The sequence below is a fragment of the Neobacillus oceani genome (assembly GCF_046237595.1).
GTDB lineage: Bacteria > Bacillota > Bacilli > Bacillales > Cytobacillaceae > Bacillus_D > Bacillus_D oceani.
The window spans coordinates 2414512-2440177 of the sequence record NZ_CP143543.1; the positions used below are offsets into that span (position 1 = coordinate 2414512).

Annotated in this window: 24 protein-coding genes; all 24 read left to right on the top strand. The window is 48.2% G+C overall.

Annotated elements, in window-relative coordinates:
- Positions 1-196 precede the first annotated feature (196 nt).
- Positions 197-3439, top strand: coding sequence for an efflux RND transporter permease subunit (locus tag V1499_RS12050; protein WP_409270168.1), 3243 nt, complete (start codon positions 197-199; stop codon positions 3437-3439).
- Between the two features lie 310 nt (positions 3440-3749).
- Positions 3750-4031, top strand: a complete 282-nt coding sequence (locus tag V1499_RS12055; RefSeq protein WP_409270169.1) for a YkvA family protein — start codon at positions 3750-3752, stop codon at positions 4029-4031.
- Between the two features lie 43 nt (positions 4032-4074).
- Entirely contained in the window at positions 4075-4746 is a 672-nt protein-coding gene (locus V1499_RS12060; RefSeq protein WP_409270170.1) for a TerC family protein, read from the top strand.
- A gap of 540 nt (positions 4747-5286) precedes the next feature.
- Positions 5287-6195, top strand: a complete 909-nt coding sequence (paaA, locus tag V1499_RS12065; protein ID WP_409276285.1) for a 1,2-phenylacetyl-CoA epoxidase subunit PaaA — start codon at positions 5287-5289, stop codon at positions 6193-6195.
- A gap of 96 nt (positions 6196-6291) precedes the next feature.
- Positions 6292-6666, top strand: a complete 375-nt coding sequence (gene paaB / locus V1499_RS12070) for a 1,2-phenylacetyl-CoA epoxidase subunit PaaB (RefSeq protein WP_409270171.1) — start codon at positions 6292-6294, stop codon at positions 6664-6666.
- Complete coding sequence (gene paaC / locus V1499_RS12075; RefSeq protein ID WP_409276286.1) at positions 6656-7456, top strand: 1,2-phenylacetyl-CoA epoxidase subunit PaaC; 801 nt, start codon at positions 6656-6658, stop codon at positions 7454-7456. The genes paaB and paaC overlap by 11 nt, the downstream gene beginning before the upstream one ends.
- Positions 7457-7510: 54 nt before the next feature.
- A complete protein-coding gene (paaD, locus tag V1499_RS12080; protein WP_409276287.1) occupies positions 7511-7993 on the top strand; it encodes a 1,2-phenylacetyl-CoA epoxidase subunit PaaD in 483 nt (160 codons plus the stop codon).
- Between the two features lie 62 nt (positions 7994-8055).
- Positions 8056-8364, top strand: coding sequence for an EthD family reductase (locus tag V1499_RS12085; protein WP_409270172.1), 309 nt, complete (start codon positions 8056-8058; stop codon positions 8362-8364).
- Positions 8357-9136 (top strand): enoyl-CoA hydratase/isomerase family protein, encoded by a 780-nt coding sequence (locus V1499_RS12090; RefSeq protein ID WP_409270173.1) that lies wholly within the window; start codon positions 8357-8359, stop codon positions 9134-9136. The genes V1499_RS12085 and V1499_RS12090 overlap by 8 nt, the downstream gene beginning before the upstream one ends.
- A gap of 15 nt (positions 9137-9151) precedes the next feature.
- On the top strand, positions 9152-9925 hold the full coding sequence (locus tag V1499_RS12095) for an enoyl-CoA hydratase-related protein (protein WP_409270174.1): 774 nt from the start codon (positions 9152-9154) through the stop codon (positions 9923-9925).
- Between the two features lie 35 nt (positions 9926-9960).
- Positions 9961-11478, top strand: a complete 1518-nt coding sequence (locus V1499_RS12100) for an aldehyde dehydrogenase family protein (RefSeq protein ID WP_409270175.1) — start codon at positions 9961-9963, stop codon at positions 11476-11478.
- A gap of 99 nt (positions 11479-11577) precedes the next feature.
- Positions 11578-12450 (top strand): 3-hydroxyacyl-CoA dehydrogenase, encoded by an 873-nt coding sequence (locus tag V1499_RS12105; RefSeq protein ID WP_409276288.1) that lies wholly within the window; start codon positions 11578-11580, stop codon positions 12448-12450.
- Positions 12451-12455: 5 nt separating this feature from the next.
- Positions 12456-13673, top strand: coding sequence for an acetyl-CoA C-acyltransferase (locus V1499_RS12110; RefSeq protein ID WP_409270176.1), 1218 nt, complete (start codon positions 12456-12458; stop codon positions 13671-13673).
- Between the two features lie 358 nt (positions 13674-14031).
- Positions 14032-14907 carry a phenylacetic acid degradation operon negative regulatory protein PaaX gene (gene paaX, locus V1499_RS12115; RefSeq protein ID WP_409270177.1) on the top strand — a complete coding sequence of 292 codons (876 nt, stop codon included), beginning with the start codon at positions 14032-14034 and terminating at the stop codon, positions 14905-14907.
- Between the two features lie 43 nt (positions 14908-14950).
- Complete coding sequence (locus tag V1499_RS12120; RefSeq protein ID WP_409270178.1) at positions 14951-15904, top strand: NAD(P)H-dependent flavin oxidoreductase; 954 nt, start codon at positions 14951-14953, stop codon at positions 15902-15904.
- 274 nt (positions 15905-16178) lie between these two features.
- Positions 16179-17183 carry an ABC transporter substrate binding protein gene (locus V1499_RS12125; protein ID WP_409270179.1) on the top strand — a complete coding sequence of 335 codons (1005 nt, stop codon included), beginning with the start codon at positions 16179-16181 and terminating at the stop codon, positions 17181-17183.
- A 94-nt stretch (positions 17184-17277) separates the two neighbouring features.
- A complete protein-coding gene (locus V1499_RS12130; protein WP_409270180.1) occupies positions 17278-18306 on the top strand; it encodes an ABC transporter permease in 1029 nt (342 codons plus the stop codon).
- Entirely contained in the window at positions 18284-19078 is a 795-nt protein-coding gene (locus V1499_RS12135; protein WP_409270181.1) for an ABC transporter ATP-binding protein, read from the top strand. The genes V1499_RS12130 and V1499_RS12135 overlap by 23 nt, the downstream gene beginning before the upstream one ends.
- Positions 19079-19115: 37 nt before the next feature.
- Complete coding sequence (locus V1499_RS12140; protein ID WP_409270182.1) at positions 19116-19502, top strand: thioesterase family protein; 387 nt, start codon at positions 19116-19118, stop codon at positions 19500-19502.
- Positions 19503-19705: 203 nt separating this feature from the next.
- On the top strand, positions 19706-20851 hold the full coding sequence (locus tag V1499_RS12145) for a Leu/Phe/Val dehydrogenase (RefSeq protein WP_409270183.1): 1146 nt from the start codon (positions 19706-19708) through the stop codon (positions 20849-20851).
- A 27-nt stretch (positions 20852-20878) separates the two neighbouring features.
- Positions 20879-21946 carry a pyruvate dehydrogenase (acetyl-transferring) E1 component subunit alpha gene (gene pdhA, locus V1499_RS12150; protein ID WP_409270184.1) on the top strand — a complete coding sequence of 356 codons (1068 nt, stop codon included), beginning with the start codon at positions 20879-20881 and terminating at the stop codon, positions 21944-21946.
- 32 nt (positions 21947-21978) lie between these two features.
- The gene (locus V1499_RS12155; RefSeq protein ID WP_409276289.1) at positions 21979-22941 is read left to right on the top strand and encodes an alpha-ketoacid dehydrogenase subunit beta; all 963 of its coding nucleotides are present in this window, start codon (positions 21979-21981) and stop codon (positions 22939-22941) included.
- A 12-nt stretch (positions 22942-22953) separates the two neighbouring features.
- On the top strand, positions 22954-24177 hold the full coding sequence (locus V1499_RS12160) for a dihydrolipoamide acetyltransferase family protein (protein ID WP_409270185.1): 1224 nt from the start codon (positions 22954-22956) through the stop codon (positions 24175-24177).
- On the top strand, positions 24178-25650 hold the full coding sequence (locus V1499_RS12165) for a dihydrolipoyl dehydrogenase family protein (RefSeq protein WP_409270186.1): 1473 nt from the start codon (positions 24178-24180) through the stop codon (positions 25648-25650). It abuts the gene before it with no gap.
- The last annotated feature ends 16 nt before the right edge of the window (positions 25651-25666 follow it).

Genomic DNA, 25666 nt, shown 5'->3' on the forward strand with positions numbered 1-25666 from the left:
CACTCAAAAGGGGATTATGGCCTATTAGCTGTGAGTAATGAAATCTATTCATTTCTGCCCATTGGCAGTTAAGGGAACGGCATAGTAGTTCTACAATCCATTATTTTCCCCATATTTTGATTGACCGATATTACAGAACCCGATATAGTGTAGTTTGGAATAAAATTCAAAGCATTTCGAAAGGAAGTACGCACTTTTGAGAAACGTCATTGACTTTTCGCTGAAAAATAAGTTTGCCATCTGGCTTCTAACGATTATGGTCACCGTCGCGGGACTTTATTCCGGGATTAGGATGAAACTTGAAACCTTGCCGGATATCACGATTCCTGTTATTACGGTAACAACCATCCTGCCTGGGGCATCACCGGAGGAAGTGGCGGCAAAACTTTCAGAGCCGATGGAGAAACGCCTCCAAAACCTTGACGGCGTAAAAAACGTAAGTTCGAGCTCGTATCAAAATGCAAGTTCTCTTCAAATAGAATACAGCTATAAAAAGGATATGGAGGAAGCCAAGCGCGAGGCGGATGAGGCATTGAGTGATTTCCAGCTTCCAGAAGGGGCGGGGGAACCGGAAGTTTCACGAATTTCCTTCAACGCCTTTCCAATTATCGCGATGAGTGTTTCAAATGAAAGTGAGTCGCTTGCGAGCCTGACAGAAAAAGTGGAAGGCGAGCTTGTCCCCGCGCTTGAAGGGTTGGAAGGGGTAGCATCCGTCCAGATTTCCGGCCAGAACATCGAGGAAGGCCAGCTTGTTTTTAAAAAAGAAAAATTGGCCCAGTATGGTTTATCCGAGCAAACGATTCTCTCAGTGCTAAAAGGGTCGACAGTTTCCTTGCCTCTCGGGTTGTATACTCTCGGAGAAACACAAAAATCCATTCTGGTGGACGGCCAAATTACGACTCTGAAAGATCTTAATAAGGTGGAAATTCCGATTTTCCCTTCCATATCGGGTGGAACCGGACAGGAGGCGAACGGCCAGGGTGGGAATGGACAAAACACCCTTAATCCGGCAGGCGCTACCGGCAATGCCCCTGCCTTACAGCCGGGGTCACAGCAGGCTCCTGGAAACGGGCAAACACCGCCGGCCGCCACTCCTTCAACTGGCGCCCAGCCTCAGTTGCCGGACGGTCAGGGAACGGCCAATCCATACCCGGCGGGCCTCCCAACTGTGGAACTTCAGGAATTAGCTGATGTGAAAATTGTCGGCAGGGCTGAGTCGATTTCAAAGACGAACGGCAAAGAGTCCATCGGGCTTCAGATTATCAAGGCTCCGGAAGCGAACACAGTAGAAGTCGCCAACGAAGTTAAGGAAGAATTGAAGAAATTCAAGAACGAGTGGAAGAATGCCGAATTTACACTTACATTCGACCAGGGGACACCGATAGAGGAATCGGTCAAAACGATGCTCAGCAAAGCATTATTCGGAGCGTTGTTTGCCGTTGCCATCATTCTGTTGTTCCTTCGAAGCTTTAAATCTACCATTATAAGCATTATCTCGATTCCGCTTTCGTTATTGATCGCCATCCTGGCGCTGAAGCAAATGGACATCACGTTAAATATTATGACACTCGGCGCGATGACAGTCGCAATCGGCAGGGTTATCGACGACTCCATCGTTGTTATCGAGAATATATATAGAAGAATGTCATTAAAAACGGAAAAGCTCAAAGGGAGCGAACTGATTAAATCAGCCACACTCGAAATGTTCATCCCGATTTTTTCATCGACGATTGTAACTGTCGCAGTGTTTCTGCCGCTCGGCTTTGTCGAGGGGCAAATAGGCGAACTGTTTCTGCCATTCGCCCTAACCATTGTGTTTGCCTTGATGGCCTCCCTGCTTGTCGCAGTAACTTTGGTGCCGATGCTTGCCCATTCCCTTTTGAAAAAAGGTGTTGGGGACAAGCATAGCGAAGGGAAACCGGGAATCTTGGCCGGTACTTACAAAAAAATATTGGAATGGTCGCTCAATCATAAAATCGTCACATTTGGCCTGGCTGTCCTACTTTTGATAGGAAGCTTTTTGCTTGTGCCAAAAATTGGGGTTAGCTTCATACCATCCGAGGAAGAGAAAATGGCCATCCTTACATTCAACCCCGCACCCGGCCAAACGCTCGAACAGGTTGCCGATACGGCTACCAAAGCCAATGACTTCCTTCTTGAAAGGAAAGACGTTCAAACCGTGCAATATTCCGCAGGGGGAAGAAACCCGATGAATCCGGGAGCTTCCAACCAGGCAATGTTTTTTGTAAAGTATGATAATGATACGGAAGACTTTGAAAACGAAAAGGAAAGGGTTGTTAAAGCCCTTCAGGACCGGACCGATAAAGGCGAGTGGGCAACCCAAGACTTTTCCGGCGCTGGTGCAAGCAATAGCATAACCTATTATGTCTATGGTGATAACCTTCAGCAGCTTGAGCCGGTTGTCGGCAAAATCGAAACAATCATGGCAGATCACTCATCTCTCCGGAATGTTGAAACGAGCATTTCCGCTTCCTATGAGGAATATGCCTTGAAGGTTGACCAAACGAAAGCCGGCAAACTCGGGCTTACCGCGGGGCAGGTTGGAATGGCGCTCATGCAGGAAAGGGAAAGGCCTGCTGCGGCGGTCATCCAAAAAGATGGCCGGAACATAACGGTTTATATTCAGGCAGACAAAAAGGAATTTAAAGATATCAATGATGTGACAAACCAAACTGTCATCTCTCCGCTCGGAATAGAGGTTAAAATTGCAGAATTGGTTTCCGTGGAAAAAGGCACAACATCCGATACTGTCCATCGCCGCAACGGGAAATTATTTGTTTCCGTTGGCGGTGAACTGCGCACAAAGGATGTCGCAAAAGTCTCGGCAGACATCCAAAAGGAAATCGATAAGCTTTCCTTGCCTGCCGGAGTCGATATTAAAACGGGCGGAGTAACGGAAGATATCAGGGAATCTTTCACCCAGCTTGGATTGGCAATGCTAGCCGCAGTCGCGATCGTTTACTTCATCCTTGTCCTGACGTTTGGCGGGGCACTCGCGCCGTTTGCGATATTATTTTCCCTGCCATTCAGCATTATCGGGGGCCTTGTGGCACTCCTGATCGCAAAGGAAACCATTTCGATTTCCGCGATGATTGGCGCGCTCATGCTGATTGGAATTGTCGTAACAAACGCAATCGTCCTTATCGACCGTGTCATCAATAAAGAAAAAGAAGGATACTCGGTTAGGGAAGCACTTCTTGAAGCTGGCGTTACGCGCCTAAGGCCGATTCTAATGACGGCAATCGCTACCATCGGCGCCTTGATTCCGCTTGCAATGGGAGTTGAAGGAAGCGGCGTCATCTCAAGGGGGCTGGGCGTGACAGTAATCGGGGGACTGACAAGTTCGACGCTGTTGACGCTTGTTATTGTCCCAATTGTTTATGAAGCGTTAAGAAGGCCGGGAAAAAAGAGGGCTTGACTTGCAAGCATGCAGGAACAATCCTAAGTCCTTTTTTTAGGTGCCATAAAAATCCTTGACGGCGGCCCATCGTTTTTCTAAAATTATACTATAGCCCTTAAAGGGGAGTAGCTGAGACAGCAAAGTCGTCATGACGGGAAGGATCCCCGGCTTTGTTGGCAACTTTTCGTTGTAAGCGAGACCTTTACCGTTTGCCGGTAAAGGTCTTTTGTTTTCTTTTTTTCTGGAAATATATGTACTTTTACCCACTTCTCTAAAAGGGAAATGGTAATGTACAGCCAATTTTAACGATAGGGTATGAGGTGAAACGATGAGGAAATTTTGGAAACGGATCAAAATGGTTTTTACGATAAGAAAATTCGGGCCTTTCCTGTTTGATTTTTTTAAATCGGATACGGTTCCTTTGAAAAAAAAGTTGTTATCTGTCGGTTTCTTCGCCGGATATTTACTGCTCCCGTTCGATGCCATCCCCGATTTCTTCACGTTTTTCGGGCTGGTTGACGACGTCGGCATTTTGCTGCTGATCCTCCAGCAAATCATTAAGCTTGCACCGGATTCATTAAGGGAAAAGCACAGGATTGGGTTGGAATAGTTTTAATAAGAAAGCAAATATTATTGTTATGGAGTGATTAGCAATGGAGTTATTTTCAGCAGAGTTTTGGTCAGCATTATTATCCCTCATCATCATAGATCTCGTGCTCGCGGGCGACAATGCGATTGTAATTGGGCTCGCGGCGAGGAGGCTTCCAAAGAACCAGCAGAAGAAGGCGATTATCTGGGGGACTGTCGGAGCGATTATCATCCGCGCCACGGCCACAATCCTGGTCGTATGGCTGCTGATGATACCGGGCCTCCGTTTAATTGGCGGCATTTTGCTTGTTTGGATTGCGTACAAGCTCCTAACTGAAGAAAGCGGACATGACATTAAGGCAGGCGCGAGTTTCTGGGGGGCGATTAAAACGATTATCATAGCCGATGCTTTAATGGGCCTTGATAACGTACTTGCAGTCGCCGGGGCAGCGAACGGACATCCGCTTCTAGTCATCCTCGGATTGCTGATTTCCATCCCGATCGTTGTATGGGGCAGCACAATCATTCTGAAATGGATGGAACGCTTCCCAATCATTATTACATTCGGAGCAGGTGTGCTGGCTTATACAGCGGCTCATATGATTACGGGAGAAGAATTCCTTGCTGGTTTCTTCCAGCAAAACCCTATTATAAAGTGGGCTTTTATCATCATCATAATCATCGCGGTCATCTTCGCAGGCAAATTCAAACAGAGGAAACTCGCGGAACAGCATTAAAATGTGGGAGAACCCGGCGGATGCCGGGTTTTTTTCAGACTAACTTTTTTTTTCAAAAAAATAAAAATTTATTTTTGGACACCCCCAAAAAGGCTTGTTCAACCCCGAATCATTTGGTAAAAGCAGCAGGGAGGTGCGACATGGATCTCGTTACAATTGATATTGACCAATTGCTAGAAATGCATTCCGGCCATCGCTGCACGGATTTGGAAATTGTCCATGTTGAATTGGATGCCTTCCTTGAAAAGAACTGAATATTTATTACTATGTTAGTTTCTCACCCTCTTTCTATAAATTTGGGCCCTTCGCATTTATGTGAAGGGCTATTTTTTTTGCTCGTCGGACCGCCTATTTTAAGGAATATAACTAATTTTCAGAATAATTATTTGACTTTTCACTATCAAGAAGTTATTTTTGAAATAAATATATAACACTAGATAACATCTACGGTAAAAACCCGTTATATAATATTTGAAGACTGGAGGGTGTAAATTGGCAAACCAAAATCACTTGTCTGATGATGTTAAACTCGAGCAGTTTATGGACCGGATCAATGCGGGTGAGAAAATTGAGGCGGATGACTGGATGCCTGATGAATACAGAAAGACGCTCATCAAGCTGATTTCCATGCATGGCATCAGTGAAATCATGGGGGCGTTGCCCGAAAAAGAATGGGTTCCAAAGGCTCCATCCTTAAAAAGGAAGCTAGGGATCATGGCTAAAGTACAGGACGAAATGGGCCACGGCCAGCTCCTCCTCCGTGTTGCGGAGGATTTAATGAAACCTTATGGAAAAAATCGTGAATCCATTATGGAAGATTTGTTCAGTGGAGATTTGAAGTTTCATAATGTCTTTCACATGGAAGCTCCTACCTGGGCGGATGCCGGTTTGATCGGCTGGCTTGTCGATGGGGCTGCGATCATCACACAGACGAATATGCTCGATGCCTCTTATGGACCGTATGCCCGCGCACTGAAGAGGATTTGCGCAGAGGAAGTATTCCATGCCCAGCACGGCGAGTCAATTATCATCGCCCTTGCCGAAGGAACCGATGCGCAAAAAGCGATGATCCAGCATTCCCTCAACCGTTGGTGGGATTCCTTGCTTATGTTCTTCGGTCCGGGGGATGCCTCGACGACCGGTACATCAAAACAGGATATCACGATAAAATACAAAATCCGCACAAAAACGAATGAAGAACTGCGCCAGGACTTCTTTACAAAATACATTCCACGTGTTCTGTCTCTCGGCTTGAAACTTCCTGACCCTACGATGCGCTTTGATGAAGAAACAGGGCAGTGGGTTTATCGCCAGCCGGACTGGAGCAGATTCAAGGAAATTATCAAAAACAAAGGGCCTAAATCGGAAGAGCGCCTAAGACTCCGGAAAATTTCCTACGAAACAAATGCATGGGTCCGGGAAGCCCTCGGAGCCCCGGTTCTTTCATAGATATAAATTCTATGAGGTAAATAGAATTATTCAATTGTTAATATGTATCAATAGACCAATTGATAATACTTTATGAAGAAGAAAGGAGGGGCGCATTTGCCGGAAAACAGCTTTTACCAGGAATATGAAGTATTCAGCAAACGGTCTGATACGTCTCCAATCCAATATCAGTTTTCACTTCTAGCGCCAAATGAAGAGCTTGCCCTCGTAATGGCGCAGGAAAACTTCATGCGCCGGGAACCTGTGGCTGATATTTGGGTCGTGAAAAGGTCGGCCATCCGAAAAATGACAGCCGAGGAAAAGGAGACATTGAAGCGCCTGGACAACAAGGACTACCGGAATACGAAAGGGTACGGATACCTAAAAAAGAAATGGCGCCAGTACGAACAGGAAATGCTCGATGAAAAGGAAATCATGTCATGGGGAGGCGGTGGTGAGCGTGTCAATCAAAACTCCGGAAATGGCGGCTGAAATACAAGGCTTTAGGGAAGCGGCGGTTGAATTGCTTTACCAGCTTGCAGATGATGACTTTATTGTCGCCTACAGGGGCTCTGAGTGGCTCGGCCTCGCCCCGCATATCGAAGAAGACGTCGCCTTCTCTTCTATTAGCCAGGATACAATGGGCCATGCGGCTATGTTTTACAAGCTGCTGGAAGAACTGGGAGAGGGAAATTTGGACGAATTGGCTCATGGCCGTCCGGCACGGGATCGGAAAAATGCAGTTTTGCTTGAGATGGCGAACGGGACAGGAACATATTTGAATGAACCTCGTTATGACTGGGCATTTGCAGTTGTCCGCCACTATTTCTATACAGTCGCCAAAAGAGTTAAAATGGCGTCGCTTATGCGTTCCAGCTACATTCCACTGGCAGAAGCGGCAACAAGGGTGAATGTGGAATTGTATTACCACCAGCTCCACTGGAAAACGTGGTTCACTCAGCTGATAGCGGCGGGTGGGGAAGCAAGGGACCGGATGGAAGCTGCAATGACAAAGGTTTCTGCAGGATTTGGCGATGTCCTTTCCCTTGGAAGAAAGGAAAGTGAATTAACAAGCCATGGGTTAATCGCCGGAAGCCAGGACATGAAGGAACAGTGGATCGCCAGTATGGAACCGATTTTTTCACAGGTTGGTGCATCGATCCCAGCACAATTCGGAATGGCCGGCGGCTCGGGAAGAAATGGAGAGCATACACTGGACCTTGACGATGCGCTCTCCGTTCTGAGTGAAGTTTACAGATTTGACCCTGCTGCAGGCTGGTAGGATTAAAATTAAGGCAAAGGAATGACTGGTGTGGAAGCGAACAAACCGCAAGAAATGCTCTCAAAAGAAATAGTTATGAAAGCGCTCTATTCGGTAATGGATCCGGAAATTCCCTCTGTATCAATTGTCGATCTTGGTATGCTTCATGATATTACGGTTTCCGGAACAAGGGTGGAGGTTTCCCTGATACCGACATTCCTTGGCTGCCCGGCACTGGACATGATAAAAGGAAACACGGTGAAGGCCCTTGAAGGGATTGGTAGCTTTAAAGAAATTGACGTAAATTTCGTTTACAGCGAGGTATGGACGACGGACCGGATTTCTGAAGTTGGCCGTTTGGGCTTGAAGGAATTCGGGATTGCCCCTCCGCCAAGGCAGCTGGAGGAAGGTGGTTGGGAAGTGGACTGCCCATTTTGCGGTTCTCCGTATACGACGCTCGACAATATTTTTGGCCCGACTGCGTGCAGGAGCATCCTGTACTGCCGTTCATGCAAAAATCCATTCGAGGCGATGAAACCAGTTTCTACTTTGATGTAAGGATATTCAGGGCAAAGCCGAATATCGGATTTGCCCTAATACTAAATAGGGGAGAGAAGAACATGATTAAAATGATTGCGCTTTACAAGCATCCAGAGAACAAGGAAGCGTTTGACGAGCATTATTTTAAAACCCACGGGCCTTTGACTTCGAAAATTCCTGGCCTTAGGAAAATGGACGTTACAAGGATTATTGGCAGCCCGATGGGTGGGGAGCCAGCCTATTATTTAATGTGCGAAATGTATTACGATGACATGGCTTCCTTCAAAGCTGCCATGAAGACCGATGAAGCAAAGGCGTCCGGTAAGGATGTAATGAGTTTCGCCGGGGATCTTGTCACGTTGATGATTGGCGAGGAAGTAAATGAGTAGGGATTTGCGTTTCATTGAAACAAGAACGGATGGGCCCGTTGCGTTTATCGAACTGAACCGGCCTGAAGTCCTGAACGCGCTAAACCGGGGAATGGTCGCCGAAATTTTAGCCGCAATGGAAGATTTCGACAAAGCAGAAGACGTTCGGGTCATTGTCCTAAGCGGAAAGGGGCGTTGCTTTGCAGCCGGGGCTGATATTGATGAAATGGCCTCCGCGGAATCAATCGAAATGGAACTGCTCAATCAATTTACCGATTGGGACCGGCTGGCGTGGATTAAAAAACCAATTATTGGCGCGGTCCATGGCTTCGCGCTTGGCGGGGCATTCGAGCTGGCATTATGCTGCGACCTTCTTTTTGCCGCGGAGGACGCTGAGTTCGGCTTTCCCGAAGTTCTTCTCGGGGTGATGCCTGGCGCTGGAGGTACTGTCAGGCTGACAAAGCTTGTCGGGAAAACAAAGGCGATGGAGTGGCTGTTCACCGGGAAACGGATATCCGCAAAGGAAGCGAGCGACTTCGGAATTGTCAACAAGGTGTTCGCGCGCGAGGCACTTATGGATGAAACAGCCCGGTATGCGCAGGAGCTTGCAAAGATGCCTCCGCTCTCGGTTCGGTTCATTAAGGAATCGGTTTTAAAGGCGATAGACGCTTCCATTTTTGAAGGAATGCAGTTCGAACGGAAGAATTTTTCGCTATTGTTTTCTTCTGAAGACCAAAAAGAAGGCATGAAGGCATTTATTGAAAAAAGAAAGGCGCAATTTAGAGGCCGTTGAGGAGGTTACATAGCTTTGTTTAAAACGGCGATATACGAAGTGCGTGGGCAAACCGCATGGATTACCCTTAACCGGCCAGATAAGCTTAATGCTTTTACAGCACAGCTGAATAAGGATGTCGCTTCGGCGGTCCGGACAGCAGCAAAGGATGGATCTGTGCGGGCGATTGTCATTACCGGTGCAGGAAGGGCATTTTGTTCCGGCCAGGATTTAGGGGACGTGGATGAAAATACCGATTATAGCGATGTACTCAGGAACCGCTACAACCCTATGGTTATGGAAATAGAAAAATGCGAAAAGCCGATCGTGGCCGCGGTCAATGGAGTAGCGGCAGGAGCGGGGATGAGCCTTGCCCTTGCATGCGATTTCAGGATTCTTTCCGAAAAGGCCAGTTTTCTCCAGGCATTCATTCATGTTGGGCTTGTGCCGGATGCCGGTAACCTCTATTATTTGCCGCGCCTTGTTGGGCATGCAAAAGCACTGGAACTTGCAGTCCTTGGCGAAAAAATAGGTGCCGAAGAAGCTTTGCGCATCGGACTCGCAACAAAAGTTGTCCCGGTGGACCAATTTTTCGATGAAACGTCAGCCTTTGGCGACAGGCTGGCGGCGATGCCGACAAAGGCAATCGGCTTGATCAAACGCAATTTGAAAGCAAGCTGGGAATCGGGAATTGAACAGTTCCTGGATAGGGATGCCCAAAGCCAGCGGATCGCGAGCCTGACGGGCGACCATAAAGAAGGCGTCCAGGCATTCCTCGAAAAACGAAAAGCCGTCTTTAAAGGAATATAACATTCTATTATTCAATCGAAAAAGGAGCTGGAACGATGTCTACAGTAAAAGAGCAAAAATTCGAGACTCTTGCAATGAAGAGAGAACTTTACCAGCTAATTATCAATGGTGAGCGTGCCGACAGCGACTCCGGCGAAACATATGCGACAATCAATCCGGCAACAGGGGAAGAAATCGCCCGCGTTGCCAAAGCGTCCATTGAGGATGCGGAACGCGCGGTCCAGGCGGCAAGGGATGCGTTCGATAACGGCAAATGGCGCCGATCCCCTGTAAATAAACGTTCCAGGACGTTGAATAAAATTGCTTCAATTATGCGTTCCAGGTTCAATGAACTTGTGGAATTGGAGATACTTGATACCGGTAAATCGCTGTCCGCCGCCCAGGGCCAAGTGATGCAGGCAATCGAGGATTTCGAATTTTACGCGGGCGCGATTGTCAGCCTCAGAGGAGCTGTCAACAGTATGCCGGGCGCGTTCCAGAACATAACAGAGAAGGAGCCCGTTGGCGTCTGCGCGCAAATCATCCCGTGGAACTATCCATTGATGATGGCCGCATGGAAAATCGCCCCCGCAATCGCTGTTGGATGTTCGGTAGTCGTAAAACCTGCTTCCCTGACTCCCCTGACCGCAATTGTCCTAGGGGAAATCTGCATCGAAGCGGGGGTACCAGCTGGAGTCGTCAATATCCTTCCTGGCGCGGGCTCCGAGATCGGCAATTACCTAGTCGAGCATCCAAAGGTCGACAAAGTCGCCTTTACCGGTTCTACGCCGATAGGGAAGGATATCATGGCAATAGCATCAAAGACGCTGAAACGTGTAACGCTTGAGCTTGGAGGAAAATCGCCGAATATCGTTTTTGACGACGCTGATATTGACGCCGCTGTCGACGGGTCGCTTTTTGGCATTTTCTACAACAGCGGCCAGTCATGCGAGGCGCGCTCGAGGCTGTATGTACACGAAAACATTTACGATGAATTCATGGAAAAATTCACTGCGAAAACAAAAAAACTTAAGCTTGGCAACCCTTTCGATACTGGGACCCATGTAGGTGCCATCATAAGCCGCTCGCAGCTGGAAGTAATTGATGGCTATGTAAAGTCAGCGATTGAAGACGGTGCGGTGGCGGAAACAGGCGGCCGGGAAGCAAAAGTAGAAGGCTACGAACAGGGTTACTGGTATGAGCCTACGATTCTCACAAATGTGAATCACGGTATGAAAGCCGTTCGCGAAGAAATTTTCGGCCCGGTTGTGGTCGTCATGAAATTTTCAGATGAAAAAGAAGCCATCAAGCTTGCGAACGATAGTGACTACGGCCTTGGCTCAGCCATCTGGACAAAGGATTACGGCAGGGCTACCAGGGTTTCAAAACAAATCCAGGCCGGTATCGTCATGGTCAACTGCCCATTCTCCGCATTCCCGGGAACACCATTCGGAGGCTATAAGCAATCCGGATTTGGCAGGGAATTGTCAATCGAGACGCTTGATTTGTATACAGAAACAAAGAGCATTATCTCCTACTACGGGCCGAAGCCGTTAAACCCTCTAGGCGTTTAAGGTTTTGGAGATTTAAAAAAATACAATAAGCCAGGCACCTTGAAAAAGGTGCTTGTCGCTGTTTTTAAAAGAATGATAGAGGGAGGTAGGCGGGTGAGTATGGAAAATGTTGTAGTTATTGGATCGGGAGTCATGGGGCGCGGGATTGCCTATGTCAGCGCGGCAGGAGGCTTTCGGGTTGTATTGGTCGATATTAGGCAGGAACAGCTTGATGCAGCGAAAGCAGACATCCTGTCCATTTTTGAAGGGGCGAAAAAACGTGGTAAGCTCAGCGACTCCGAAATGAATGAGGGAATCGGCAGGCTTTCGTATTCAACCGATTTGGAGAAAGCAGTTAAAACAGCGGATCTAATCATTGAAGCTGTACCCGAAGTTCTTTCCATTAAAAAGGACATCTTCGAAAGGATTGACCGGCATGCTCCTGACGGCTGCTATTTTGCTACGAACACGTCCACGATGAGCCCGACGGAAATCGGGTCTTTTACACACCGGCCGGAAAAGGTTATTGCCATGCATTTTTTCAATCCGGTCCATAAAATGAAGCTTGTCGAAATTGTCCGCGGTCTCGAGACCAGCGACGATACGGCAGAAAAAATCAGGGCGGCCGCCGAAAAAATGGGAAAGGAAACGGTTGTCGTCAATGAATTCCCCGGCTTTGTGACGAGCAGGATCAGCGCTCTTGTCGGAAATGAGGCTTTTTATATGCTTCAGGAAGGCGTCGGCACACCTGAGGAAATCGATAAAGCCATCCGGCTTGGCCTGAATTATCCGATGGGGCCATTCGAACTTGGGGATCTCGTCGGCCTTGACACAAGGCTGAACAACCTTAAATACCTCCATGAGAAGCTTGGAGAAAAATACCGTCCCGCCCCCCTACTGGAGCAATATGTCAAAGCGGGCCGCCTCGGAAGGAAGAGCGGCAGAGGGGTATACGACTATAGCAATCGGACAGAGTCCTTGAATCGGGGGTAATCAGTATGAAAAGAAGGGAAGCTGTTATCATTGACGCGGTTCGGACGCCAATCGGGAAATACAATGGAGCATTAAGGCTAATCAGGCCGGATGATCTTGGCGCTGTCGTCATCAAGGCTCTAGTTGAGCGTAATCCGGCTGTAAACCCGAATGAAATTGAAGAGGTGGTATTCGGAAACGCCAATCAGGCTGGGGAGGATAACCGCAATGTCGCTAGGATGTCAGCCCTCCTAGCAGGCCTTCCGGTAGAAGTGGCGGGAACAACAATCAATCGCCTTTGTGGTTCTGGTCTTGACGCAGTCAATTACGCGGCAAGGGCCATAATAGCCGGGGAAGGGGATATTTTCATCGCCGGCGGAACCGAAAGCATGACACGCGCGCCTTTTGTGATGGCAAAGCCTGAATCCGGTTTCCCGCGCGGAAATATGGAATTGTTCGACACCACCATCGGCTGGCGGTTCATTAACAAAACGCTGGAGGAGAAGTTTGGTACAGACAGTATGCCGGAAACAGCTGAAAATGTCGCCAGGGAATACTCAATTGGCAGGGAGGAACAGGATGAATTTGCCTTCAAGAGCCAAATGAAGGCAAAGGTGGCGATGGAAAGCGGAGTCTTCCGGGATGAGCTTGTGCCTGTCAGTTATACGGACAAAAAAGGAAATGTAATCATCATTGAGCAGGATGAACATCCACGCGCCGATACAACAATCGAAAAACTTGCGAAGCTAAAGCCATTATTCCGTGGCGGAACGGTTACGGCCGGCAATGCATCTGGGGTAAATGACGGTGCGTCGGCCATGTTGCTAATGAGTTCCGAAAAGGCGGAAGCACTTGGGTTAAAACCACTGGCCAAATACGTTGCTTCCGCCGCCGCAGGGCTTGAACCGAGGGTAATGGGGCTTGGACCGATCGCCGCTGTAAGGAAGGCGCTGCAAAGGGCGGGCTTGCACCCGGACGATATCGGCTTATGCGAATTAAACGAGGCATTCGCCTCACAATCACTTGCGTGTATAAAGGAAATGGGAATCGCACCAGAAAAAATCAATGTAAACGGTGGAGCCATTGCATTCGGCCATCCTCTTGGCGCAAGCGGCGCCCGTATCCTCACCACACTGGTACATGAAATGAACAGGCGCAAAACCCGTTACGGCCTTGCTACAATGTGCGTAGGAGTAGGCCAGGGAATCGCCTCCATCATCGAGCTCCCGGACCATTTAAATTGACTTGTCCGGAAAAATCAGGAACAATCGTAGTGGGAAAATAAAAAGTGGAAGCGCCTTGTTTAGCCCCGACAAGCATAAGACAGGGCCCGCAGGACACTGAAGGGCATCCCGAGTTCGCCCACGCACGAAGGAAATGCGTGCATTTCCGAGGACGGGCCTGCCCTCCGGAGGGAACCGGCTTATGACCTCGAGCTGTAACAAATCATCGCTAGTTCAAGCCATGATTTGTTACATGATATTCAAGGAAGCTATTTCGGGGATGAAAACTGGCTAGGCGCTGAAACTAGATTAAAACTCTCTCCTTGTTTTAGGGGAAGTTTATTTTATCTTCTAGCATCTTGAAAAGGTGAGCAGAACAGTGAATACGAGATCAATGATTTTTACGCTTTACGGCGACTACATTTCCCACTACGGGAACAAAATTTGGATCGGGAGCCTGATCAGGCTGCTGGAGGAGTTCGGCCATAACAGCCAGTCTGTCCGCGCGGCCATTTCCAGAATGAATAAGCAAGGCTGGGTCCAGGCAGAAAAATCGGGGAACAAAAGCTATTATTCCCTCACTCCCCGTGGGGTCAGGCGGATCGAAGAAGCAGCGAGAAGGATTTTTAAATTGAAGCCTGAAGCCTGGGACGGCAAATGGCGCATCCTCATGTACTCCATTCCTGAAGAAATCAGGAATGTAAGGGATGAACTCAGGAAGGAACTTGTCTGGAGCGGGTTTGGCACACTTTCGAACAGTTCGTGGATTTCAGCCAATCCGCTTGAAAACGAAGTGTATGACCTGATTGATAAGTACAAAATTGCCGATTATGTTGATTTTTTTGCCGCGGAATATAAAGGGCCAAAGGAAAATATCCGGCTTGTCGAGAAATGCTGGGACCTTGAAGAAATCAATCATCGTTACCAGGATTTCATCCAGGAATACAGCCAAAAGTACATTATTGGCAAAAATATGATCCACAAAGGACAAATGTCCGATGCCGACTGTTTTGTGGAGAGGACAAAACTTGTCCATGAATACAGGAAATTCCTTTTTATCGACCCCGGCCTGCCCGAGGAACTGCTGCCGGATAAATGGTTGGGGGGACATGCGGCATCCCTGTTTTCCGATTATTACAAGGAGCTGGCAGAGCCGGCTTCGCGTTTTTTCGAAGAGGTTTTCAAGGAGGGAAATCTGCTTGAGGAACGCGATGAGGATTATGATGTTCTTGAGCATCCATTTATCATTGAGTGACCGGGAAACTTTATAACGCTTTCTAAACGGAAGGATGGAATTTGTGAATAAGCTAGCAGAAATACTTGGAATCCGTTTCCCTATTATCCAGGGAGGCATGGGCAATATCAGCAATGCCCAATTGGCTGCAGCTGTTTCGGAAACAGGAGGTTTGGGGACGATTGGCGCCGGGACGATGGAACCAGACGAAGTGGAAGCGATGATTGTGGACACTAAGTCAAGAACCAGCCATCCATTCTGCGTCAATGTACCACTTGGCGTTTCCCCCTACGGCAAGGAGATTCTTTCCCTCGTACTGAAGCATAAAGTTCCGGTTATTTCCTTGTCCGCGGGAAACCCGGCCCCTTACATTCCAAAGCTTCACGGCGAGGGAGTCAAGGTAATCGTTGTCACCGGATCCGTTAAGCATGCGAAAAAGGCGGAAGAAGCAGGCGCGGATGCCATTGTGGCGGAAGGCTACGAGGCAGCCGGAATCAATTCGCCGTTCGAAACGACAACGATGGCGCTCATTCCGCAGATAGCCAGCGCGGTGGCCGTTCCGGTCGTGGCCGCTGGCGGAATAGCCGATGGCCGAGGCCTGGCTGCGGCACTCGCATTGGGGGCAAGCGGCGTGCAGATGGGCACCCGGTTTATCGCGGTGAAGGAAGCGCCGTTTCATGTGATCTATAAACAACTGATTACAAATGCGGAAGATACTTCTACGATAATCGTTGGCAGGGGACTGGGGAGAATCCGCAGACTCCTAAACACTCCATATGCCCAGAAGCTGATTGATGAAGAGCGCAAAGGAATAAGCCTGAGCGATTTTATCGACATGACCGCTGAATATTATCATAAATTGGGTGCATTAGAAGGGAATTTGGAAGATGGGTTCCTGAACGCCGGGCAAATAGCCGGGGTGATCAAGGACATTCCGTCAACCGCGGAACTTCTTGAAAGAATGGTAGAAGAGGCTGAAATAAGCTTGGATTCGGCGAAAACAAAACTTTTTTGTTGAAAATGAAATTGCTAATACTTTAACGCACCAACGGGTTTAAGCGTTAATTTTGCAGGAGAATAAAATTTTCTCTTGCTTTTTTTATTTTATACCAATATAATTTTTGATAATATTCAATTTTTAGAATATTGTTTGACTTACAAATATTGCGAATGTTAGTATAACGATATAAATACGGTGGTGATAGTAAATATCATATTGACATCAAAAGAAAGTTTACATAAAGGCTTTCATCCAAAATTGGGTGGCACTTAAAAACAAGGGGGTATTTTTTATGAAGAAACATGTAAAAACGATTTCCATCGCCCTTGCCGGCATGTTAATGCTCGCGGCATGCGGCAGCAAAGACTCGGCTGGCGGCAAGACAGGCGATGGAGGGGAGAAAGAAAAAGAGTATAAAGTGGGCATTTCACAATTTGCTCCTCATCCATCACTTGACGCAGCAACCGAAGGCTTCAAAAAAGCACTTGAAGACAAAGGATTGAAGGTAAGCTTTGACGAACAGAATGCACAGGGAGACCAGAACAACACACGGACAATCGCACAAAACTTTGTCGGCGACAAGGTTGACATGATTTTCGCGAATGCGACTCCAAGTGCCATGGCGGCTTTGGGCGTGACACAGGATATCCCAATCCTGTTCACCTCCGTGACAGACCCGGTTGGCGCGGGCCTAGTAAAATCGTTTGATGAACCAGGCGACAATATTACTGGAACGACTGACAACCACCCGGATGCCACGAAAAAGACTATTGATTTTATTACAAATGAAGTAGGCGCGAAGAAAATTGGGATTGTCTATAATTCCGGTGAGCAAAACTCCGTCGTACAGGTAGAGGCTGTTGAAAAACTGGCAAAGGACAATGGCGGATCATTAGTAAAGGTATCGGTTTCGACCACCGCTGAAGTAAAACAAGCGGCTGAATCCCTTGTCGGGCGTGTAGACGCTATCTATATCCCTACTGATAATACAGTTGTTTCCGCATTGGATTCAGTTATTTCTGTAGCTAATAGCAAAAAAATCCCACTTTTCGTTGGGGAGCTTGATTCCATGAAAAAGGGCGCGGTTGCCGCAAGTGGATTCAGCTACTATGACCTTGGCTATGAAACAGGCCTAATGGCGGTCGAAATTTTAACAGGACAGAAAAAAGCCTCAGAAATTCCGGTCGCGCTTCCTCAAAGCCTGACACTTATGATCAACAAAAAGGCCGCTGAGGAACAGGGCCTCGAAGTGAAGGATGAGTGGAAGGACGCCGGGGAGTTTTACGAAGGGGAATAATCCCTGATAACTTTCAAGCTAAGTTGGAGCCGAAAATGGCGGGAGCGGTCCGGGAACTGCCCCGCCATCCGGCTGGACAGGAAGGATGATGAATGTGTTTACTGCAATATTCGGATCATTTGAATCAGGAATCATTTACGCAATTATGGCGCTTGGTGTCTATTTATCCTTCAGGATCCTTGATTTTCCCGACTTGACGGTTGATGGCAGCTTTGTGACAGGCGCCGCTATTGCGGCAACAATGATCGTGAATGGCTACAATCCATTTGTCGCGACAGTCGCAGCCCTTATTGCAGGTTTTGCTGCGGGCTGTGTGACAGGCATCCTCCATACGGCCGGGAAAATAAATGCGCTTCTGTCAGGAATCCTTGTTATGATTGCCCTTTATTCTATTAATCTCAGGATTATGGGCAGATCGAATGTGACTCTTCTAAACCAGGAAACTTCTTTATCAACGGTAAGCGGTTTGTTCGAAAAGGCGGGCATTGATGCATTCATGAACAATCTGCTTGTTTCAATCGGCCTTGGGGACAGTTTGCCGTCTACATGGGGCATCCTCTTGTTCATGATTATCGTTACCTTCCTAATCAAGTTTTTTACCGACTGGTTCCTTAAAACGGAAATCGGCCTTGCCGTGCGTGCGACCGGGGACAATAAACGAATGATCAGCAGCTTTTCAGCGAATACAAATTTGCTGATTATCCTTGCTCTTGGAATTTCGAATTCAATGGTCGCTTTTTCCGGAGCCATGATTGCCCAGCAATCGGGATTCGCCGATGTTGGAATGGGAATCGGGATGATCATCATCGGACTTGCTTCGGTGATAATTGGAGAAGCGCTCTTTGGGGCCAAAACAATCGCCAGGGCTACTCTTGCGGTTGTCGGCGGGGCGATTATTTACAGAATCGTCGTTACCCTCGCTTTAAGGATTGACTTCCTTGATCCGGGCGACATGAAATTGATCACTGCCTTAATTGTCATCATTTCACTCATTACCCCAAAGATTTTTGGAGGGGCAAAGGAAAGAAAGCGGAAAGCAAGAAAGAGGGCGGAAAGGCTCTCGCTCATGAAAACTGTCCAAGCGGGAAAGGGGGATGTCCATGCTTCGATTAAATCAGATTAATAAGGTTTTCAATGAAGGGACCCCCGATGAAAAAATCGCTATCGACCATATTGACCTGGAGCTTAAAAGAGGCGATTTCGTCACAGTCATAGGCAGTAACGGGGCAGGCAAATCAACCCTCATGAATATCATATCAGGCGCTCTTTCGCCTGATATCGGTGAAATTTATCTTGATGGAAAAAATGTCACCAACATGACAGAATACAATCGTTCAAAGCTGATAGGCCGTGTTTTTCAGGATCCGATGGCCGGGACGGCTCCGAGCATGACGATTGAAGAAAACCTCGCGATGGCGTACTCGAGGGATAAAACGAGGACGTTCAGGCAGGGGGTCACGAAAAAGCGGAGGGAATTGTTCAAGGAAGTGCTTGAATCCCTTCATCTTGGCCTTGAAAACAGGCTGAACGCAAAAGTTGGGCTGTTATCTGGAGGGGAAAGGCAGGCACTGTCACTATTGATGGCGACTTTTACTGAACCATGCGTTCTCCTTTTGGATGAACATACCGCCGCGCTCGACCCATCAAGGGCGGAGCTGATCACGAACCTGACTAAGCAAATCATTGATCAATACGGCCTGACGACGTTGATGGTCACTCACAATATGCAACAGGCAATCGACCTTGGCAACAGGCTGATTATGATGGATAAAGGACAAATCATCCTCGAAGTAAATGAGGAAGAAAAGAAAAAGCTTACGATTGAAAGCCTTCTTCAAGAGTTCCAGCGGATTCGCGGCACACAGATGGCCAATGACCGGGCACTCTTGACGTAATATTTTTCCATTACTACAGATATAGGGAGAACATACAATGAAACCGGGTATGCGAATTGGCCAGGAGGAAACCATTCAGTTCACGGTTACAAAGGAAATGTTCGCCGAGTTTGGCGGACAGGTGGTCCATCCCGCCTATTCGACAGCCTGGATGGTCTATCATATGGAATGGGCTTCCAGGAAGATTATCCTCCCCTTTCTTGAGGTGAACGAGGAAGGCATGGGTGCAGAGGTTACTGTCAAACATATCGCGCCGGGACTTGAAGGCGATGCAATTACCGTTACAGCTTCACTTTCATCCATGGAAGGAAACACGGTAGTGACCGAGGTCAAGGCGTACGGGCCGGACGGACTCATTGGGATAGGCGACGTAAAACAGAAAATTTTGCCAAAAATGAAAATTAGCAGTATCCTAAAATCATAGACGAATTAGCACAACAGCGGCAATACGAAGAAACAGCCCATTATTGGGTTTGTTTCTTTCTTGCTTTCTAGGGGCTTCATTTGCTTTAAAGCGGTGAAGCAGTTTGGTTATAAATATGTACATAGCAGCTTCAGCTGAACTGTAAACCGCCTTTTTTAATAAAGCCGATTTGATTTTTCCACAAGCCGAAAGGGGAGCTAAAAATGAAAGCGTTACCATTTGCAGGGGGAGACACGAACACAATGGACATTTTCAAGAAAATTGGCGAGCATGAACAGATTGTTTTTTGCAATGATGAGACAACCGGGCTGAAGGCCATCATCGCCATTCACAGTACGAAGCTTGGACCGGCTTTGGGCGGCTGCCGGATGAGGCCGTATTCCAGTACGGAGGAAGCGCTCGAGGATGTCCTTCGCCTGTCAAAAGGGATGACTTATAAATGCGCCGCGGCGGACGTTGACTTTGGAGGTGGAAAAGCGGTCATCATCGGCGATCCGATGAAGGATAAAAGCCCAGAGCTATTCAGGGCGTTCGGCCAGTTTGTCGATTCCCTCAACGGCCGGTTTTACACAGGTACGGATATGGGGACGACGCCCTCTGATTTCGTCCATGCGATGAAAGAAACGAATTGCATTGTCGGGGTTGATGAAGCTTACGGCGGAAGCGGTGATTCATCGATTCCGACAGCGCAAGGCGTGATTTACGGTATCAAGGCTACGAACCGGGTCATCTGGGGGACGGACCGCCTATCAGGAAGAAGCTATGCGATCCAGGGGTTGGGAAAAGTCGGCTATAAGGTTGCGGAACAGCTTTTGGAAGAAGGCGCCGACCTTTACGTTACAGATATAAATGAAGAAGCGGTGAACCGCCTCACGGAACACGCGAAGTCACTGGGCGGGAGCATTAAGGCGGTGGGAAGCAATGAAATTTATGCCCAGGAAGCAGACGTGTTTGTCCCGTGCGCGCTCGGCGGAATTATCAATGACGACACCGTACCTGAGCTCAAATGCCTTGCAGTGGCAGGCTCCGCGAACAATCAGCTGGCCGAGGAAAGGCATGGCCAGTTACTCCAGGCGAAAGGTATTTTGTACGCGCCCGATTATATCGTCAATGCCGGCGGACTGATACAGGTTGCCGATGAATTGTACACGCCGAATAAGGAGCGTGTGATACAAAAAACACGGGCAATCTACGACTCCCTGCTTGATATATACCGTCGTGCCGCGGAGGATGGGCTGACCACGGTCGAGGCTGCCAACCATTTCTGCGAGTCCAGGATTGAAGCCCGGGTGAAGAGAAACAGTTTCTTCTCCCATCACAAGCGCCCGAAATGGGCTGTCCGTTCCTAATAATTCCTGCCAAGGAGGGCGATAGCAGTGAAAGTTGATTTTCCAATCATACAAATCATGGACGAACAAGGCAATGTTGCAGAGCCTTCCGTAAAGGAAAAAATTAACCGTGACCTTGCCTTGGAGTTTTATAAGCAAATGATAAGAATCCGCCTGTTTGACAGGAAGGCCGTAAGCCTCCAACGGCAAGGACGGATTGGCACCTACGCCCCTTTCGAAGGGCAGGAAGCCTCTCATGTAGGAAGCGCGCTCGCACTTAATAGCGATGACTGGATGTTTCCAACCTACCGTGAGCATGGAGCAGCATTTGTGTTCGGCCATTCGCTCCGGAACATCCTATTATTCTGGAATGGGAGGAACGAAGGATGCGTGCCGCCAAATCGCAAGAAAATTTTTCCGCCAGGCATCCCAATCGCCACCCAGATTCCCCATGCTGCCGGGGCCGCCCTTGCTGAAAAAATGAAGGGTACTTCATGCGCCGCGATTGCCTATTTTGGCGACGGGGCGACTTCGGAAGGCGATTTCCATGAAGGCTTAAACTTTGCGAGCGTAACGAAGGCTCCTGTCGTCTTTTTTAACCAGAATAACGGCTATGCTATTTCTGTCCCGATTGAGAAACAAACGAATTCGGAAACAATTGCTCAGAAAGCAATTGCTTATGGAATTCCAGGCGTCAGGATAGACGGAAACGATGTATTCGCTGTTTATTTCGAAACGTTGAATGCGCTCGCCCGGGCCCGTAGTGGCGGGGGGCCAACCTTAATCGAAGCGGTGACTTGGAGGTACGGAGCCCATACGACGGCGGACGATCCGTCAAAATACAGGGACCAGGCCGAAAGCCACAAAAAGCGTGAACGGATCGACCCGATTCTCAGGCTTGAGCGGTTCCTAAAAAATGAAGGGTACTTTGATGCTGAACTTTTCAAGGCATTTGAGGACGAAGCATCGGCGGAAATAGAAAAAGCGGTCGAAGACATGGAACAATATCCGCCCGCAAATCCGGCTGATATTTTCGATTACGTCTTCGAGAAACCGGTTTGGCCGATAGAAAAGCAAAAAAGAGACTATTTACAGCTGATTGGGGGCGGAATGTAGTGGATGTTGCTGTAAAAGCAAGGACGGTGACCATGGTTCAGGCTATTAATGACGCACTTGCCGCCATGCTCGAAAAACATAATGAGGTCATTCTCCTTGGCGAAGATATCGGTAAGAATGGAGGGGTATTCCGGGTAACAGACGGGCTTCAGGAAAGATTCGGGGAAATGCGGGTCATGGATACGCCACTATCCGAGGCGGGTTTTATCGGAGCCGCGATCGGCATGGCCGCTGCCGGATTTAAGCCAATCGCCGAAATCCAGTTTCTTGGCTTTATTTATCCCGCCTACGAACAAATCATGACACATGCCTCGAGGCTCCGGATGAGGACGTTCGGGCATTTCACGGTCCCGATGGTTATCCGCGCCCCATATGGAGCGGGCGTCCGGGCTCCGGAAATCCATTGCGACAGTACAGAAGCGTTGTTCACCCATATGCCGGGCATCAAGGTTGTCTGCCCATCATCCGCTTATGACGCGAAGGGATTGCTGATTGCCTCCATCCTTGATCCGGATCCGGTCCTGTTCCTTGAGCCAATGCACCTATACCGGTCGGTGAGGGATGAGGTTCCTGAAGGTATTTACGAGATTGAACTTGGTAAAGGAAAGCGCCTGATGGATGGTGATGATGTTTCCATCTTTACCTGGGGGGCGATGGTTCCTGTCGCCATGAAAGCAGCAAGGGCCATGGCTGAAAAGGGAATCCATTGCGATGTAATTGATATGAGAACATTGTATCCTCTTGATCGGGACATCATTGCCGAATCTGTCCAAAAAACAGGCAGGACTGTCATTGTCCATGAAGCCCACGAAACCGGCGGAGTTGGAAACGACATCCTAGCCATCATCAATGACACTTCTTTCCTTTATCAAAAAGCACCGGCGGAAAGGGTAACCGGTTTTGATACCCCGGTCCCCTATTTTGGTTTTGAAAACCACTACTTGCCGACATCAAGGCGTGTAGAGGCTGCAATAGAAAAAGTAATTCGTTTTTAGGAGGTGAACTGAATGGAGGTAAAGCTCCATGATATCGGGGAAGGCATGGCTGAAGCTGGAATTAATTGTTTCCTCGTCAAACCGGGTGATTTTGTTAAAGCCGACGATCCCTTAATTGAAGTACAAACAGACAAAATGGTAGCTGAAATTCCTTCTCCCGCATCCGGGATTGTTAAGGAATTTAAAGTTGCACCAGGCGACACTGTTCCGGTTGGCACGGTTCTTCTCATCCTTGAGGCTGCCAGTAAATCGGCAGGAACCGAAAGTGGCGGGGAAACTGGTAAAGAAGCTAATCCGGTCCTGGAAACGGTGCTTGCTCCTAGGAGGGAGGCCATCAAACAAAACTATTCCCGAATTTTGGCGTCGCCATACACACGGAAATTAGCGAGGGACAATTCCGTCAATATAGAAGAAATCAAGGGAACCGGCCCCGCAGGGAGAATCCTCGATGAAGATGTATCCAGGTTCATAGAACATAGCAAAGGAACAATAAAGGCCAAAGATCCGGAACGAACCAACCCACCCGCACCGGCCCCGCAACAGGGCCAATCCCTTCCATTCAGGGGCAGGCGCAGGCAAATCGCGAAAAACCTTCTTCATTCCATCCAGACTATACCCCATTGCACCCATTTTGAAGAAATCGATGTGACAAACCTGATCCAATTCAGGAATGAGCTGAAAGAAGTAGGAAGGCCGATTTCGACAACTGCATTTTTTCTAAAAACATTGTCAATCTGCTTAAAAGAATTTCCAATTTTCAACTCCGTTCTTGACGAGCAAAAAGAAGAAATCAGGCTGATGGATGACCATCATTTTGGTATCGCGGTAGATACTGAGGACGGGCTGATCGTCCCGGTCATGCGTTCAATCCAAACAAAATCCCTGCCGAAAATTAATAAGGAAATGAAATCACTTACCGAAAAGGCGTTGAAGAACGAACTTGCGGTAAGCGATATCAAGGGCGGAACATTTACGATAAGCAATGTCGGGCCGCTTGGGGGAAGCATCGGCGCAACCCCGATTATCCAGCATCCGCAAGTGGCGCTTGTTTCCTTCCATAAGACGAAAAAGATGCCTGTCGTAAACGACAATGATGAAATTGTCATCCGCTCAATCATGAACCTGTCGATGTCATTCGACCACAGAGTAGCCGACGGGGCAACCGCTGTTAAATTTACGAACCGCTTTGCCGCCTATATCCAAAATCCGAACATGCTGTTACTGGAGTTAAGCTAAATGGTTGTCGGTGAATTGGCCAACCAGGCGGATCTTATTGTCATTGGCGGCGGACCGGGCGGCTACCATGCGGCCATAAGGGCGGCCCAGCTCGGCAGGCAAGTCGTCCTCATTGAAAAAGCGGACTTGGGAGGGGTTTGCCTCAATAAAGGCTGCATTCCCTCCAAGGTTATAACTGAAGCGGGGAAAAGGCTTGATGATGTAAAAAAATCCTCTCTTTTTGGGTTAAGCACCGAAGATGCGGGCATACAATTTGATAGATTGCTTGAACACCAGAAAAGAACAATTGAAGGGTTGCGGGCAGGGGTGAAAGCTCTCTGCAAAGCAAATAAGGTTCAGATTCTAAAAGGTTCTGCGTTTTTCCTATCGGATACAAGAATTGGCGTGGAGGAAGGCGACAATTACGAAGTATATGAATTCAAAGACGCCATCGTCGCGGCGGGGGTAAAGCCCGTACCGAATACTTCTTACCCTGAGAGCAGAAGAATTTTTAATCAATTGGCGATTTCCTTCTTGGATGAGATTCCGGGACACCTAGCAATATACGGTTCGGGCTCTCTCCAGTTAGAGTTGGCCATGGCCTACAGGGCCCTCGGTGCGGAAGTTACAATCCTTTTAAAAATAGGGGAACAGATGCCCTTCGATTCTGCAGTATCGAAAGAACTGGCACGGATTTTTAAAAAGGAAAAAATAACAATCGTAAAGGATTGCACTTTACAGGAGGTAGCGGAAACTAAAAACGGCGTCGCCATTACATTCAATGAGCCATCCGGTGAAAAAGTGCTCAAGGCATCGCATTTCTTTTACGAAGAAAAACAAAGGCCTGATTCAACTGGGCTTGGAACATCAAGGATTGGGATTAAACACGATGAGGATGGGTTCATTCTTACTGATACCCAATGCCGCACCTCGGTGAAGGGGATCTATGCAATAGGAGATATAACAGGTGGGCCATTCCTGGCCTCCAAAGCGATTAAACAAGGGAAAACGGCCGCTGAAGCAGCCTGCGGGCTTAACCCGGAAGCTGATTTCCGCTTCTTGCCATCGGTATCGTTTACCCGGCCGCCGATCGCCTCGGCGGGAATGACGGAAGAAGAGGCGATTGCGGAAAAACTTGATATTAAAACAAGCCAGTTTCCGTTGGCTGCGAATGGGTTCAGCACCATTACCGGAAAGAAGGATGGCTTTGTAAAAATTGTTTCTGAACGGGGAACCGACGTGATTCTTGGCGTCCATATAATTGGTGAAGGAGCCCATGAACTCATTTTCAGCGGAGTAGTTGGCCTTGAGATGGGCGCGAGGGAGGAGGATTTGCATTTTCCATCCTACCCGCATCCCGGGCTTGCAGAAGCGTTGCTTGAAGCTGCGGAAGGGCTTGAAGGAAACGCTGTCCACTTAAAACCGCAAAAAGAAAAGAAAAGCAGCCCAGTCAATACTGAAAGTTTACAAGCCGGAATTTCCGGTACTAAATAAACTATTCTTATAGGAG

Coding starts and splice junctions, on each gene's coding strand:
- V1499_RS12110 (WP_409270176.1), top strand. CDS start 12,456: ATGAAAAGAAGGGAAGCTGTTATCATTGACGCGGTTCGGACGCCAATC.
- paaC (WP_409276286.1), top strand. CDS start 6,656: ATGGCGGCTGAAATACAAGGCTTTAGGGAAGCGGCGGTTGAATTGCTT.
- V1499_RS12135 (WP_409270181.1), top strand. CDS start 18,284: ATGCTTCGATTAAATCAGATTAATAAGGTTTTCAATGAAGGGACCCCC.
- paaD (WP_409276287.1), top strand. CDS start 7,511: ATGCTCTCAAAAGAAATAGTTATGAAAGCGCTCTATTCGGTAATGGAT.
- V1499_RS12100 (WP_409270175.1), top strand. CDS start 9,961: ATGTCTACAGTAAAAGAGCAAAAATTCGAGACTCTTGCAATGAAGAGA.
- V1499_RS12140 (WP_409270182.1), top strand. CDS start 19,116: ATGAAACCGGGTATGCGAATTGGCCAGGAGGAAACCATTCAGTTCACG.
- paaA (WP_409276285.1), top strand. CDS start 5,287: ATGGACCGGATCAATGCGGGTGAGAAAATTGAGGCGGATGACTGGATG.
- V1499_RS12125 (WP_409270179.1), top strand. CDS start 16,179: ATGAAGAAACATGTAAAAACGATTTCCATCGCCCTTGCCGGCATGTTA.
- V1499_RS12105 (WP_409276288.1), top strand. CDS start 11,578: ATGGAAAATGTTGTAGTTATTGGATCGGGAGTCATGGGGCGCGGGATT.
- V1499_RS12145 (WP_409270183.1), top strand. CDS start 19,706: ATGAAAGCGTTACCATTTGCAGGGGGAGACACGAACACAATGGACATT.
- V1499_RS12055 (WP_409270169.1), top strand. CDS start 3,750: ATGAGGAAATTTTGGAAACGGATCAAAATGGTTTTTACGATAAGAAAA.
- V1499_RS12160 (WP_409270185.1), top strand. CDS start 22,954: ATGGAGGTAAAGCTCCATGATATCGGGGAAGGCATGGCTGAAGCTGGA.
- V1499_RS12165 (WP_409270186.1), top strand. CDS start 24,178: ATGGTTGTCGGTGAATTGGCCAACCAGGCGGATCTTATTGTCATTGGC.
- V1499_RS12060 (WP_409270170.1), top strand. CDS start 4,075: ATGGAGTTATTTTCAGCAGAGTTTTGGTCAGCATTATTATCCCTCATC.
- V1499_RS12090 (WP_409270173.1), top strand. CDS start 8,357: ATGAGTAGGGATTTGCGTTTCATTGAAACAAGAACGGATGGGCCCGTT.
- V1499_RS12155 (WP_409276289.1), top strand. CDS start 21,979: ATGGTTCAGGCTATTAATGACGCACTTGCCGCCATGCTCGAAAAACAT.
- V1499_RS12085 (WP_409270172.1), top strand. CDS start 8,056: ATGATTAAAATGATTGCGCTTTACAAGCATCCAGAGAACAAGGAAGCG.